The 14,334-nt window shown below is 62.0% G+C and carries 10 protein-coding genes and 2 pseudogenes; 10 read left to right on the top strand and 2 right to left on the bottom strand.

Annotated features, from left to right (window positions below; translation table 11 throughout):
- The first annotated feature begins 22 nt into the window (after window positions 1–22).
- The 3 genes from ACQB61_RS07515 (at window position 23) to ACQB61_RS07525 (ending at window position 3,775) form a co-directional block, all read left to right on the top strand.
- A complete protein-coding gene (locus ACQB61_RS07515) occupies window positions 23–1,348 on the top strand; it encodes an ABC transporter permease (RefSeq protein ID WP_430512125.1) in 1,326 nt (441 codons plus the stop codon).
- Window positions 1,349–1,359: 11 nt separating this feature from the next.
- Window positions 1,360–2,214: an ABC transporter permease gene (locus ACQB61_RS07520; protein WP_430512126.1), complete on the top strand. Its 855-nt coding sequence runs from the start codon at window positions 1,360–1,362 to the stop codon at window positions 2,212–2,214.
- Window positions 2,215–2,548: 334 nt separating this feature from the next.
- The gene (locus ACQB61_RS07525) at window positions 2,549–3,775 is read left to right on the top strand and encodes a M24 family metallopeptidase (RefSeq protein ID WP_430512127.1); all 1,227 of its coding nucleotides are present in this window, start codon (window positions 2,549–2,551) and stop codon (window positions 3,773–3,775) included.
- Between the two features lie 151 nt (window positions 3,776–3,926).
- Here ACQB61_RS07525 and ACQB61_RS07530 read toward each other — a convergent pair whose 3' ends face one another.
- Complete coding sequence (locus tag ACQB61_RS07530) at window positions 3,927–4,382, bottom strand: MarR family winged helix-turn-helix transcriptional regulator (RefSeq protein ID WP_430512128.1); 456 nt, start codon at window positions 4,380–4,382, stop codon at window positions 3,927–3,929.
- Between the two features lie 83 nt (window positions 4,383–4,465).
- Here ACQB61_RS07530 and ACQB61_RS07535 point away from each other — a divergent pair.
- The 3 genes and pseudogenes from ACQB61_RS07535 to ACQB61_RS07545 all read left to right on the top strand — a co-directional run bounded on the left by ACQB61_RS07535 (window position 4,466) and on the right by ACQB61_RS07545 (window position 9,183).
- Window positions 4,466–6,240: pseudogene (locus ACQB61_RS07535) on the top strand (N-acetylglutaminylglutamine amidotransferase).
- Window positions 6,241–6,243: 3 nt separating this feature from the next.
- Complete coding sequence (gene ngg / locus ACQB61_RS07540) at window positions 6,244–8,043, top strand: N-acetylglutaminylglutamine synthetase (RefSeq protein WP_430512129.1); 1,800 nt, start codon at window positions 6,244–6,246, stop codon at window positions 8,041–8,043.
- A gap of 25 nt (window positions 8,044–8,068) precedes the next feature.
- Window positions 8,069–9,183, top strand: a pseudogene (locus ACQB61_RS07545) (osmoprotectant NAGGN system M42 family peptidase).
- Between the two features lie 3 nt (window positions 9,184–9,186).
- On the opposite strand, the gene ACQB61_RS07550 reads toward ACQB61_RS07545, so the two are convergent.
- Window positions 9,187–9,843, bottom strand: a complete 657-nt coding sequence (locus ACQB61_RS07550; protein WP_430512130.1) for a TetR/AcrR family transcriptional regulator — start codon at window positions 9,841–9,843, stop codon at window positions 9,187–9,189.
- Between the two features lie 144 nt (window positions 9,844–9,987).
- Here ACQB61_RS07550 and gatC point away from each other — a divergent pair, with 144 nt between their 5' ends.
- From gatC to ACQB61_RS07570, 4 genes are all read left to right on the top strand, one after another.
- The gene (gene gatC / locus ACQB61_RS07555) at window positions 9,988–10,275 is read left to right on the top strand and encodes an Asp-tRNA(Asn)/Glu-tRNA(Gln) amidotransferase subunit GatC (protein WP_019966277.1); all 288 of its coding nucleotides are present in this window, start codon (window positions 9,988–9,990) and stop codon (window positions 10,273–10,275) included.
- A 21-nt stretch (window positions 10,276–10,296) separates the two neighbouring features.
- Window positions 10,297–11,769, top strand: coding sequence for an Asp-tRNA(Asn)/Glu-tRNA(Gln) amidotransferase subunit GatA (gatA, locus tag ACQB61_RS07560; protein ID WP_430512131.1), 1,473 nt, complete (start codon window positions 10,297–10,299; stop codon window positions 11,767–11,769).
- Window positions 11,770–12,040: 271 nt separating this feature from the next.
- Window positions 12,041–12,994 (top strand): hypothetical protein, encoded by a 954-nt coding sequence (locus ACQB61_RS07565; protein WP_430512132.1) that lies wholly within the window; start codon window positions 12,041–12,043, stop codon window positions 12,992–12,994.
- Window positions 12,995–13,064: 70 nt separating this feature from the next.
- Window positions 13,065–14,165 carry an NAD(P)/FAD-dependent oxidoreductase gene (locus ACQB61_RS07570; RefSeq protein WP_430512133.1) on the top strand — a complete coding sequence of 367 codons (1,101 nt, stop codon included), beginning with the start codon at window positions 13,065–13,067 and terminating at the stop codon, window positions 14,163–14,165.
- Window positions 14,166–14,334 lie beyond the last annotated feature (169 nt).

A 14,334-nucleotide genomic window follows, 5' to 3' on the forward strand; every position in this document is an offset into this window, starting at 1 on the left:
TCAAGCTGGATTTCCGGAACCCATGACCATTGCCGATGCGCCATCCGCAGCCATGACAGGTGAAGCGGACCCAAGCGGATCACGGACGGGCGGTGCCGCTCCTTCGGGGCCCGTGCTGACCCAGGATGGCCGCCCGCTGAAGGCGAGTCTTGCCAGGGCGTTGCGCCGCGAAAAAATGCGCGCCTTCGTCCTGATCGCGCCGCTGCTTTTCTTCATCCTGCTGACCTTTGCTGCGCCCATATTCGACATGTTGCTGCGCTCGGTCGACAACAGCATCGTGCCCAACACGCTGCCGCGCACTGTCGTGGCTCTGGAAGACTGGGATCCATCCTCCGGTGAACTGCCCGGCGAACTGGCCTTTGCCGCGCTTGCGGCGGACCTGAAAGAGGCCGTGGCGGCAAAAACCCACACCCGGCTGGGAACCAGGCTCAATTACGAGACCTCCGGCATGTCGAGCCTGATGCGCAAGTCCGGCCGTATGGTTGAAGACCTTGCCAGCCCCGGCATCAAGGAACAGATGATCGCTGCTGAAAAGGATTGGGGGCGGCTCGATATCTGGACGACGCTGAAAAGCTATTCCGGCGCTTACACACCGGGCTACTTCCTGGCTGCAGTGGATGCCAAGAAGGGGGCCGAGGGCTATGAGCGCCTGCCGGAGAACGAGCGGATCTACATCATGCTCTTCGGCCGCACGCTCATGATGAGCATTGCCATCACCCTCATGTGCGTCCTTTTGGGATATCCGGTTGCCTTCCTTCTGGCGCAGCTGCCGCTGCGCACGTCGAACCTTCTGATGATCCTCGTGCTTTTGCCTTTCTGGACCAGCCTTCTGGTGCGCACCTCGGCCTGGAAGGTTCTTCTGCAGCAGCAGGGCGTCATCAACGATATGCTGGTTTGGGTGGGACTGATCGGCGATGACGGGCGCCTCGTGATGATGAACAATGCCACCGGCACAATCATCGCCATGACGCATATCCTGCTGCCCTTCATGATCCTGCCGCTTTACTCGGTGATGAAGACCATCTCCCCGTCTTACATGCGTGCGGCACGCTCGCTTGGCGCCAATGACTGGACGGCGTTCTGGCGGGTCTATTTTCCTCAGTCTGTGCCGGGTATCGGGGCAGGGGCGGTGCTCGTCTTCATTCTGGCCATCGGTTATTACATCACGCCGGAACTGGTGGGCGGCACCTCTGGCATCTTCATTTCAAACCGCATTGCCTATCACATCTCCACGTCACTCAACTGGGGCCTTGCCGCTGCACTCGGCGCCCTGCTGCTGATTGCGGTGATGGTGCTGTTCTATGTCTATGACAAGATCGTCGGCATCGACAATGTGAAGCTCGGGTAAGGAGAGAAACCATGTCATCCCTTCCTCCTTACGCATCGACGGGCCAGATCCTGTGGCACTACATGTTCCGCACGATCTGCGCGCTGATCTTCTTCTTCCTGATCTTTCCGATCATCACCATCATCCCGCTTTCGTTCAACGCGGAGAACTTCTTCACCTTCACGCCAGCCATGCTGGCGCTGGATCCGGAAGGGTACTCCACGAAGCACTACGTGGACTTCTTCACCAATCCGGACTGGCAGCAGGCGCTGAGGAACTCCTTCATCATCGCACCGGTCGCGACGCTGATCGCAACCGTACTCGGGACCCTTGCAGCCATTGGCCTGTCGCAGAACCATGTGCCCTTCCGCTCCACCATCATGGCGATCCTGATCTCGCCGATGATCGTGCCGCTGATCATCTCGGCTGCGGGGATGTATTTCTTCTATTCCCGTATCGGCCTTCAGGGCACGTATTGGGGCGTGGTTCTGGCTCACGCAGCGCTTGGCACGCCTTTCGTCATCATCACGGTGACGGCGACGCTGGTCGGCTTTGACCAGAGCCTCGTGCGCGCTTCCGCCAGCATGGGAGCAGGGCCGATCCGCACCTTCTTCAAGGTTCAGATGCCGCTGATCCTGCCGGGTGTTGTGTCGGGTGCGCTTTTTGCTTTCATCACCTCCTTTGACGAAGTGGTGGTGGTGCTTTTCCTCGGCTCTGCCGCTCAGAAGACACTGCCCTGGCAGATGTTCACGGGCCTGCGCGAGCAGATTTCGCCGACCATCCTGGCGGTCGCCTCGATCATGGTGCTGCTGTCGATCCTTCTCCTCAGCGTGCTGGAGCTGCTGCGCCGCCGGTCGGAACGGCTGCGCGGTGTGACACCGGCCTGATGCGGCGGGTCAGCCCTGAAGCTGGCGCAATTTGACAAGTGTTTGGCGCGTTGCTCCGCTTGATCGCTTGCGCAAGGATCACGCAGACTGAGGCACGTACAGATAATGTTCCGCACAGCGGAGCGGCATGACATCGCTGGAATGATCGTTCCTCCAAGAGCTTCTTGAGGCTCGTTGGAGACCTGGGGCGGTACGCCAGTTCCGGGCATTTTTCCAGCACAGAGTTCAGGCCTGGCGGGCCGGCTTCCCATTCGGGAAGCCGGCCCGTTTTGGTTTCAGAAGCTGATTTTTCAAGGTCCGGCAGAGGCTGGACCTCCAAGATGGAGCGAAGGATATGGCGGACGACATGATGCGGCTGCAGGTGATCGAAAACGGCGAGAAGAGCTGGTCGCCGTTTTCTGCAGGTGAGATGCAAGGCCGGCAAGACCGGTTGCGCGCCCGTATGGAGGCGCTCGGTGTGGATGCCTGCCTTTTCACCAGCTACCACAACATCTGCTATTTCTCGGGCTTTCTCTATTGCGCCTTCGGCCGGCGCTTCGGCTTCATCGTCGATGATGAGGCCGCAACGGCAGTGGTGCCCGGCATTGATGGCGGTCAGCCCTGGCGCCGGGTGCATGGAACGGCGCTGACCTATACGGACTGGCGCAAGGACAACTACTTTCATGCCGTGTCCGAAATTCTGTTCCGCGGCGGGCGGAAGCCAAAGCGTCTCGGTATCGAGTTCGACCACGTCTCGCTTGACCTGAAGGCACTGCTGGAAGCTGCGCTTCCCGGAGTTGAACTTGTCGACGTGAGCGATGCGGTGATGCGCATGCGCACCATCAAGAGTGCCGAGGAGCACTTGCTGATCCGTCATGGCACGCGCATCTGCGATGTGGGCGGCGCAGCCATCGCTGATGCGGTTGCGGCAGGTGTTGGTGAGCATGAGGTGGCATTGGCAGGCACGCAGGCCATGGTGCGGGAAATCGCCGCTTCGTTCCCCTTCGCGGAACTGATGGACACCTGGGTCTGGTTCCAGTCAGGCATCAACACCGATGGTGCGCATAATCCGGTCACCAACCGCAAGATCGAGGCGGGGGACATCCTCAGCCTCAACTGCTTTCCGATGATCTTCGGCTACTACACCGCGCTTGAGCGTACGCTCTTCTGCGAGCATGCCTCCGATGCGCATTTGCGGCTGTGGGAGGTGAACTGCGATGTCCACCGCGCCGGGCTGAAGCTGATCCGTCCCGGCGCCCGATGCTGTGACATTGCCATTGAATTGAATGACATCTACCGCCAGCACGATCTCCTGCAATACCGCAGCTTTGGTTACGGCCATTCCTTCGGCGTGCTGTCGCATTACTATGGCCGCGAGGCAGCGGTGGAACTGCGCGAGGATGTGGACACGGTGCTGGAGCCGGGTATGGTTGTTTCCATGGAGCCGATGATCATGATCCCCGAGGGCATGCCCGGCGCCGGCGGTTACCGCGAGCACGACATCCTGATCGTCACCGAAACCGGCGCTGAGAACATCACCGGGTTCCCCTTCGGGCCGGAGCACAACATCATCAGGGCATAAACCAGTTCACAGTGTGATGCGTTTGCATCCCAGCGTCCGTTATCAGGGGAGAGGAGCTTCTGCGCCAGCCGTCTGGCTCCAGCTTCTCTCCTCTGCGGCCCCTGCCGGATCTTGCCTTACTCCGGCGCTTTCGCCGTCATCTCACCTGTTGTCAGGATGGCTGCAGCATCGAGGCGGTGGGCGTCCATGAGGGCGGCAATCTCCTCGATGGCGCTGGCAAGGATCTGTTGGTTGCGGGTATCCTTGCGGCTGAAACGTCTCTCAAATTCCTCGTCCAGCAGGGCGGGGGCCCCTCCAGCAATATGCGCCCTTCCTCTGTAAGCCGGGCATGAACAATGCGCCGGTCTGTGGCTGAGCGCTCCCGTGCCACAAGCCCGCGCTCTTCCAGCCGGTCCAGAATGGTGACCACCGTGGCCGCGCTCAGGTCCGCCTGAACGGAAAGTGCCTTTGTCGTCACATCCCCCAGATCCCGTATCGCCTGCAACACCACAATCTGCGGGATGGTGAGACCCGCCGTGCGCGCCACTTCGCGCGAGCGCAGGTCAATAGCGCGGACGATGCGGCGCAAGGCCTTGAAAATACGGGTGGCTTCGGTGTTCTGCGGCATAAATTGCCTCGATGATTTGAACTCTAATGATTAGAGTCCTATATATCACGCACCGATAATAGCAATGGAGGCTCGGCCCGGATATGTGCGGCTTGTGTGGAGAAGTGGTCTTTGGCAGCGGTGATGCGAATGTGCGGCGCGTGGACGCGATGGCACGTGCGATGGCCGCGCGCGGGCCTGATGGCATGGGCGTTACCCAGCAGGGGCGTGTTGCGCTCGGCCACCGGCGGCTGAAGATCATCGACCTCAGCGAGCGCGGCGCCCAGCCGATGCACGACCGGGAAGCGGGTCTGTCGCTGGTGTTCAATGGCTGCATCTACAATCACGCGGAGCTGCGGGCAGAACTGAGCAAGCTCGGCCAGCGTTTTGCTTCCACCAGCGACACGGAAGTGATCCTGAAGGCCTGGGCCCAGTGGGGCCGCGATTGCGTAGAGCGCTTCCACGGCATGTTCGCCATTGCCGTGCATGAGCGCGACACGGGCCGGGTGCATCTGGTGCGCGACCGTTTCGGCATCAAGCCGCTGTATCTGGCCGAGAGTGGCGGCCGTCTGGCCTTTGCTTCGACCCTTCCGGCTCTGCTGGCCGGTGGCGGGATTGACAAGACACTCGATCCGGTTGCCATTCATCACTACATGACCTGGCATGCTGTGGTGCCTGCGCCGCGCACCGTGCTGAAGGGCGTGCGCAAGCTGCCTGCGGCGACCATCCGGACCTATGACGTGAACGGCAGCTATTCCGATCACGTCTACTGGAAGCCTGAGTTCGAGCGCAGCCGTGCCGACGAGACCCGGTCTGCCGAAGAATGGCGCGACATGGTGCTGGAGGGGCTTCGCACCGCCGTGCGCCGCCGCATGGTGGCGGATGTGCCGGTGGGCGTGCTGCTGTCGGGTGGGGTGGATTCCAGCCTCATCACCGGGCTTCTGGCCGAAGAAGGTCAGAAGGATCTTGCGACCTTTTCCATCGGCTTTGAGGAGGCCAATGGCGAGAAGGGCGACGAATTCCATTACTCCGACCTGATCGCCCGCCACTATGGCACCGATCATCAGAAGATCTTTGTGCCTTCGGCTGACATGCGGGCCGAGCTGCCTGCCGCCGTCAAAGCCATGTCCGAGCCAATGGTTTCCTATGACAACATCGGCTTTTATCTGTTGTCGCGGGAAGTGTCGAAGCACATCACCGTGGTGCAGTCGGGGCAGGGAGCGGATGAGGTCTTTGGCGGCTATCACTGGTATCCGCCGCTGGCCGGTTCCAATCAGCCGGTGGCCGATTATGCCGATGCCTTCTTCGATCGCACGGATGCCGAACTGCGCCAGCAAGTGAACCCGGAGTATCTGCCGGAGCGCGACGAGAGCCTTGCCTTTGTCGAGCAGCATTTCGCGACGCCCGGTGCCGCAGATCCGGTGGACAAGGCGCTCAGGCTCGATACCAACATCATGCTGGTGGACGACCCGGTAAAGCGCGTGGACAACCACACCATGGCCTTCGGTCTGGAGGCGCGGGTGCCGTTCCTCGACCATGAGCTGGTAGAGCTTTCTGCCCGCATTCCGGCCCGCCACAAGCTGGCGCAGGGGGCAAGGGCGTCCTGAAAGATGCCGCACGAAAGGTCATCCCAGCGGATGTGATCGACCGGCCCAAGGGCTACTTCCCGGTTCCGGCGCTGAAATACCTTGAAGGCGAAACGCTGGAGATGGTGCGCGAAGCGCTGCACAGCCCGGCTGCACGCCAGCGCGGCCTGTTCAACACCCGCTATGCAGACATGCTTCTGACAGAGCCTCGGGAACATCTGACCAAGTTGCGCGGTTCTGCCTTGTGGCAGGTGGGCCTGCTGGAAATGTGGCTGCAGGAACAGGGAATCTGATCCATGAGCGAACTTGAGCTGAACCGTCCGCGCCGGGCCTATGACCACCGGCTGCTGCGGCTGCGAGAGCATGGGCTGAAGCCGGGAATCCGGCTGGATGAGGCGGGCGGCGATCCGGACGCAAGTGTCGACTGCGGCTGGGGGCGGTTGATCTTCGGAGACACCTTCGCCGAGCCTCAGCCTCTTGTGGATGCGCTCCTGGCCGAGGTGCCGGGGCGGCGGGACATTGCCATCTATGTGCGCGACCCGCATGTGCTGCTGGCCGCGGCTCCCCAGGATCTGTTTCTCGATCCCTCGCATATGTTCCGGCTGGATCTGGCGACCTACCGCACGGCGCGCAACCGGCGCCCCGGCTTCACCATCCGGCGCGCTTCCTCGCGGGCGGATGCGGAAGCCGTGAACCGGCTGTATGCCGAGCGCGGCATGGTGCCGGTGCCGATTGATTTCTTCTGGTCACAGATGGATGCACGCACGGTCACCGTACTGGTGGCCGAGGAAGAGGAAACCGGCGAAATCGCCGGGACCGCCATGGGTGTGGATCACGAAAGGGCGACGGATGGCGCGGCCAGCGGTGCTTCGCTCTGGTGCCTTGCCGTGTCGCCCAAGGCCAAGTTTCCGGGCGTCGGCGAGGCGCTGGTGCGCCGTCTTGCCGAGCACTTCAAGGGGCGCGGCCGGCCCTTCATGGACCTCTCCGTGCTGCATGACAACGAACAGGCCATCAAGCTCTATGAGAAGCTGGGCTTTGCCCGCGTGCCTTACTTCACGGTGAAGAAGAAGAACACCATCAACGAGGCGCTCTATGCCGGGCCTGCGGTCGATGCGGCGCTCAACCCTTATGCGGCGATCATCGTCAATGAAGCGCGGCGGCGGGGCATTCATGCCCATATTCTGGATGCGGAGGGCGGCTTTTTCCGCCTTTCCTATGGCGGGCGGCAAGTGAAGTGCCGGGAGTCGCTGTCCGAGTTCACCAGCGCTGTTGCCATGTCGATCTGCGATGACAAGGCCGCCACCCGCCGGGTGGTGGAGCAGGCGGGGGTTACAGTTCCGGCACAGGCGCTTGCCACAGATGAGGAGACTGTCAAGGCCTTCCTCGCGGCCCACGGCAAGGTGGTGGTGAAACCGGCGCGTGGCGAGCAGGGCAAGGGCATCGCCATCGGCCTGACCGGCCTTGAAGAAACCATGGCGGCAATCGCCGTTGCCCGCCATCACTGCACTGATGTTCTGCTGGAGGCCTGTGTCGAGGGCATGGATCTGCGGCTGGTGGTGATCGATTACAAAGTGGTTGCCGCTGCCATTCGCAAGCCAGCAGAAGTCACTGGCGACGGCGTGACGCCGATCCGCGATCTGATCGCCACCCAATCCCGCCGCAGGGCTGCGGCTACCGGGGGCGAGTCCCGTATCCCGATGGATGCCGAGACCGAGCGCTGTCTGGCGCTGGAAGGCTATGCGCTGGATGATGTTCCGGCTGCGGGCGTGACCGTTCGCGTGCGGCGGACGGCGAACCTGCACACTGGCGGTACCATTCATGACGTGACGGGCGAGACCCACGGCGCATTGATCGACGCAGCTGTGCGGGCAGCCAAGGCCATCGAGATCCCGGTAACGGGCATCGACCTGATGGTGACGAACCCGCGTGAGCCCGATTATCACTTTATCGAGGCGAATGAACGGCCCGGACTTGCCAATCACGAGCCGCAGCCGACTGCGGAACGCTTTGTCGATTTCCTGTTTCCATTGTCTATGCCTCAGCCCGTCCGTGCCGCCTGGCGCGGGGAGGTGATCTTTGAGCTTGCCGTCCATTGATGTGGAAGAGCTGGAACGGGTGTTGATGGCGCTGCTGAATGTGCCAAGCCCCACCGGCTTCACCGATGAAGTGGCGCGCTGGGTCTGTGCCTATCTGGAAAATCTTGGCATTTCCTATGAAATGACCCGGCGCGGCGCGATCCGCGCCCGTCTCCCGGGGAGGCGCCGCGCCCGGCACGGGCCATTGTCTCCCATCTCGACACGCTGGGCGCTCAGGTAAAGGCGCTCAAGCCCAACGGGCGGCTGGAGCTTGTGCCGGTCGGCCACTGGTCGGCGCGCTTTGCCGAAGGGGCGCGGGTGACCATCTTTTCCGGAGCAGGCGCCTATCGGGCTTCCATCCTGCCGCTGAAGGCGTCCGGCCATACATTCAATGCCGAGGTGGACACCCAGCCCACGGGCTGGACCCATGTGGAGGCTCGCGTCGATGCTCTGTCGCGCTCTGCCACCGATCTTCAGCGTCTCGGCATCGAAATCGGCGACATGGTGGCTGTGGACCCGCAACCGGAGTTCCTGCCCAATGGTTTCATCGTCTCGCGGCATCTGGATGACAAGGCTGGCGTTGCCGTCATGCTGGCGGCGCTGAAGGCGCTGGTGAAGGAAGGCTCGGTTCCGACGGTGGACACCTATTTCCTCTTCACCATCGCAGAGGAAACCGGTCACGGGGCAGGTGCCGTTCTGACGCCGGATATCGCCTCGCTGGTTGCTATCGACAATGGCACCACGGCGCCGGGGCAGAACTCGGACGAGTTCGGCGTGACCATCGCCATGGCGGATCAGACGGGGCCGTTCGATTTCCATCTTACCCGGAAGCTGGTGGAGCTGTGCCGCCAGCATGACATCCGCTATCAGAAAGATGTGTTCCGCTACTACCGCTCCGATGCAGCCTCGGCTGTGGAGGCGGGGGCTGATGTGCGCACGGCGCTCGCCACCTTCGGCGTCGATGCCAGCCATGGCTATGAGCGCATCCATATGCATGCCCTGCGCTCGCTGGCGGAACTGGCGGCCGCCTATGTGCTGAGCCCGGTGGAGATCCAGCGCGATGCGGAAGCATTCTCGACCGTCAAGGGCTTCACCCGCCAGCCGGTGGAAGAAGCCCCGCAGGTGCTCCGGCCCGATCTTGTGCCGCATCCGCAAGGGTGAAGGTCAGAGCCCCGGCAGTGCTGAGTCAGTGTTGCCGGGGCTTTGCGGCTGTGCAGGGGCAATGAGGCCGAGCACCAGCGCCGCCGTGTCCTCTATCAGGCGTTGCTGTGGCGGGGTTGGCGCTCCCGTCTGAAGGCGCAGAAACCCTGTGACCAGTTCGATGCGCGCAGCAAGTGCAGCTTCAAAGGGCGTGGCAATCAGCATCTGCCGCAGGGCGAGCCGCCATTCATCCTCAAGGCCGTCCACAAGCTGCGCCATCGGACAGCCTTCAGCCGTGCGTGGCAGGCGGGCGAGTGCCCGGCCCAGAACCGTGCCGCTTAATCGCTGGCAGGCTTCGCTCAGGAAGGACACCAGTTCCCCCGCTGTGGTTCTCTGAAACCCGGCCCGTCCGGCACGCAGGTCCGAAAGCCCCGCAATTCCATGCTCCAGCGCCGCCAGCATCAGCCCGGCCTTGTCCGGCCAGCGCCGGTGCAGCGCCTGCTGGCTTGTTCCCGCCGCCCGCGCAATCTCCGCCAGCCGTGCCCCCGGCCCATGGTCAGCAAGCACTTGCAGTGCCGAACCCAGAATGCGGATCGTCAGTGCCTCGTCCTTGTGGCGGCCACGGGGAGAGGGGAGCGGGACGCTTTGCCATACATCATATGTCTCAGCCGGGGTTGTCATCCGCAGATCTATAAATACGGTATCCTCTAATACCGTAAATGATGCAGCCCTCATCCTCAAGCCCTGGCCGGCCTTGCCTTTGGACAAGTGCAGCGGAATAAGGGGGAATCTGTTTCATGAGACCATCCGGCACGAGGAAGCGCCATGTCTGTCGATATCAATACGGTGAAGCGCGTTGCGCGTCTTGCCCGCCTGAAGGTGAGCGATGCGGATGCCGAGCGCATGACTGGCGAGCTGAATTCGATTCTCCAGTTCGTCGAGCAGCTGGACGAAGTGAACATCGAGGGCGTCGAGCCGCTGACCTCCGTGGTGGCGCAGACGATGAAGAAGCGTGCCGATGGCGTGACCGATGGCGGCTATGCTGCTGACGTTGTGGCCAATGCACCGGCCACCGAAGACAACTTCTTCATGGTTCCCAAAGTCGTCGAATAAGCCGCGCAAGGACATCACATCATGACCGATCTGACCAATCAGACCCTTGCCGAAGCCCGCCGCGGCCTGCGCAACAAGGACTTCACCTCCGCCGAGCTGACGGATGCCTTCCTTTCCTCCATCGAGGGCTCCAACGGGGCAATCAACGCCTATGTCGCCGTGACGGCAGACAAGGCCCGCGCCATGGCCAAGGCATCGGATGAGAAGCTGGCGAAGGGCGAGGGCGGTGCGCTGGAAGGCCTGCCGTTGGGCATCAAGGACCTGTTCGCCACCAAGGGTGAGCATACCCAGGCCTGCTCGCATGTTCTGGACGGCTTCAAGCCCACGTATGAATCGACCGTCACGTCCAACCTGTGGGCCGATGGCGCGGTGATGCTGGGCAAGCTGAACATGGACGAGTTCGCCATGGGCTCGTCCAACGAGTCCTCCTATTACGGCAACGTGGTCAATCCCTGGCGCAAGACCGGCTCCACGCAGGCGCTGGTGCCCGGTGGCTCGTCCGGTGGTTCGGCTGCAGCCGTTGCTGCGAGCCTCTGCCTCGGTGCGACGGCGACTGACACGGGTGGCTCCATCCGTCAGCCTGCCGCGCTCACCGGCACCGTCGGCATCAAGCCGACGTATGGCCGCTGCTCGCGCTGGGGCATCATCGCCTATGCCTCGTCGCTGGATCAGGCCGGCCCTATCGCCAAGACGGTGGAAGACTGCGCCATCCTGCTGAAGTCAATGGCTTCCGTGGACCCGAAGGACACCACGTCCGTCGATCTGCCGGTGCCGGACTATGAGGCTGCAGTCGGCAAGTCCGTGAAGGGCATGCGCATCGGCATTCCGCGTGAGTACCGCGTCGAAGGCATGCCTGCGGAAGTGGAAGCGCTGTGGCAGCAGGGCATCGCCTGGCTGAAGGACGCCGGTGCCGAGATCGTTGATATCTCGCTGCCGCATACGAAATATGCCCTTCCGGCCTATTACATCGTTGCTCCGGCAGAGGCTTCCTCGAACCTTGCCCGCTATGACGGCGTGCGCTACGGCCTGCGCGTGCCGGGCAAGGATATTGTCGAGATGTATGAGAACACCCGCGCCGCAGGCTTCGGCAAGGAAGTGCAGCGCCGCATTCTCATTGGCACCTATGTGCTGTCGGCCGGCTACTATGACGCCTATTACCTCAAGGCCCAGAAGGTGCGTACGCTGATCAAGCGCGACTTCGATCTGGCCTTTGAAGCGGGCGTTGATGCCATCCTTACCCCGGCAACGCCGGATGCCGCCTTTGCTCCGGGAGAGTTTTCCGATCCGGTCGCCATGTATCTCAACGACATCTTCACGGTGACGGTGAACATGGCTGGCCTGCCGGGCCTCTCCGTGCCTGCGGGCCTCTCCTCCACCGGCCTGCCGCTCGGCCTGCAGCTGATCGGCCGTCCTTTCGGTGAGGAGACCCTGTTCCAGGCCGGTGCCGTGATTGAAAAGGCCGCAGGCCGCTTCACCCCGGCCCGCTGGTGGTGACATAAGTCTGGTGCTGCCAGGCTGAGACATCCAACCCGCCGGGGCAACCCGGCGGGTTTGTTTTTGCGTATGAGTGACGGCGGAGATTGTTAGTTTCTCTAGGTCTCCGTTTCCCTACAAGCTTCGGGCAAGGTCCGGCCCATCTAAGCCGTAGAAGGCCTGCGCGAAAGCCTTGCGGTGAGTCCCGGCTATTTTGCCGTCCATCTTTCACGCTGGTGTCCATGGATGCGTCTCATCCTCAGGGACAGGGCGTATCGTGAGAGAGGCGGCTATGATGGATGATTATCTGATGCAGGCGCATGGCGCCGTAACTGCGGCCATGCAGACCCGGGGCCGTGGCCATCTGCCGCTGACGCTGGCCTATGTGGACTGGGAGACCGGAGTTCTTACGGCCGGGCTCGATTTCAGGCAAGGTGCGTCCGAAGATACCTTTGCCCATCTGCGCTATCTCACCTGCGGCCTGCCGCTCCGGCTTCAGCCCTTCACGGCACGGCGGCACATGTCCAATCAGGACCGCATCCGGCCCGCCGTGGGCGGCATTCAGATGGTGGTGAACCGGAACTATCAGGAATTCACAGGGACCATTTGTATCGGCTGCAGCTATGATGATGGCTCCATCACACCCAAGCATGGCGTTCTCGTTTCCGGGCATGTGGTCAGCAAGAAAAACACCACGGTCTATCAGAACAGCAAGGTGTCTCAGGACAACATCGGCAAGGTGCTGGTCATTGCAGACTGGAAGACCGGCAGCTGCGATGCCGCCTTCGTGGCCAAGACCGTTGCCGCCGCCATTGCCAAAGGTGAAATATGGACAGCTGCCGGGCCCTATTTGCGTGTGACGGGTGTTGCCGGGGATGACGTGATCCTGCCCGGCCTTGATGTGAAGATGCTGGGCATGAACAATGAGGCCGCGCAGGAGGGGCAGGTGGTTGCCACCGGCGTCAGCGTCACCTTCGCGGTGGGCGAATATGACGAGCCGCAGACCCTGACCAACCAGGTTTTGGCGTCCTATGCTTCCGAAGAAGGGGACAGTGGCGGCCCGGTCTACACGCAGGCTGGCACCTCCACGGATGTCACCTTTTGCGGCATTAATGTCGGAACTTGCACCAACACCGATGTGACCGCGAGCACGCCTGCCATCGGTGATGGGACCTACGGCATCTTTTCGCCCTGGTCCCAGATTGATGCCGCCTTCGGTGGCAATCTGGATGTCCTTTCGGCTTGACGCGCCTGTCTGAGCACGGTCTCTTCCTGCCTGTTTGCCGGAAGCAATCCCGGCACAGCGGGAGAAGGCCGTGTTTGACGTTGATACCGTTGTCATCGGTGCCGGGGCCGTAGGACTGGCTGTGGCGCGCGCGCTGGCGGAAAGCGGGCGCGAAGTCATGGTGCTGGAGCGTCACGGGCTGATCGGCTCTGAGACGAGCGCCCGCAACTCCGAAGTCATTCATGCCGGGATCTACTATCCGAAGGGCAGCCTGAAGGCCGAGCTTTGCGTGGAAGGCAAGGAGCGGCTCTATTCCTATTGCGCGGCTCGCGGTATTGGCCACCGGCGCTGCGGCAAGCTGATCGTCGCAACCTCCGCTGATCAGGTGGCCGAACTGGAAGCCATCGCTGCCCGTGCCGCGGCCAATGGCGTTCATGATCTTGCCTTCCTCACAAAGGCTGAGGCTCAGGCGCTGGAACCGTCTCTTGCCTGTGAGGCCGCGCTGCTGTCACCCTCTACCGGCATCCTCGACAGCCATGGCTACATGCAGGCTCTTGAAGGAGATATCGCCTCTCACGGCGGACAGGTGGTCTTGCACAGCTGCGTTGCGGCGATCTGCCAGCGCAGTGGCGGCGGTTTCGATCTGTTGATGGAGGGGCCGGAAGGTTACCGGCTCTCCTGCCGTCTTCTCGTGGTCAGTGCCGGTCTCGGATCCATGCGGCTGCTGTCGACGCTGGACGGTTATCCCTTGCGGCCCTTCCACATGGCCAAGGGAAGCTACTTCCGCCTGTCCTCACGCCCGCCGTTCTCGCGTCTGATCTATCCGGTGCCCGAGCCGGGCGGTCTTGGCGTGCACCTGACACTCGACCTGGCAGGGCAGGGGCGCTTCGGACCGGATGTGGAATGGGTACAAAAGGAAAACTACAGCGTCGATCCTGCCCGGGCCGGCGGATTCTACGCTGCAATCCGCCGCTATTGGCCGGGGCTGCAGGACAAAGCTTTGTTGCCAGACTATGCAGGTATTCGCCCAAAGCTGACAGGTGAAGAAGAGCCGGCGGCAGATTTCCTCATCGAAACGGAAGCCAGTCACAAGATTGCCGGTCTTGTGAATCTGCTCGGAATCGAATCGCCCGGACTTACCGCCTCGTTGGCGATTGGTGCCCGCGTTGCCTTGATTGCTAACGGTTTATGAAGAGTGTTTTGCGTTCTGCGAATTGCTGCCGCATTTCGTTTCTACAAAGAGGCGAAGGAAGGCCGCGTTAAGGGTTTGGTATTCCTGTTTTTGTGGTTGTTCAGAAAACGTGAGGTAAAAGGTGCCGCATTGCAGCATTTTAATGGACGAGAGCCCTAAGTATCTCATA

The sequence above is a fragment of the Pannonibacter phragmitetus genome (assembly GCF_050510895.1).
In the GTDB taxonomy this organism is placed as follows: Bacteria; Pseudomonadota; Alphaproteobacteria; order Rhizobiales; family Stappiaceae; genus Pannonibacter; species Pannonibacter phragmitetus_B.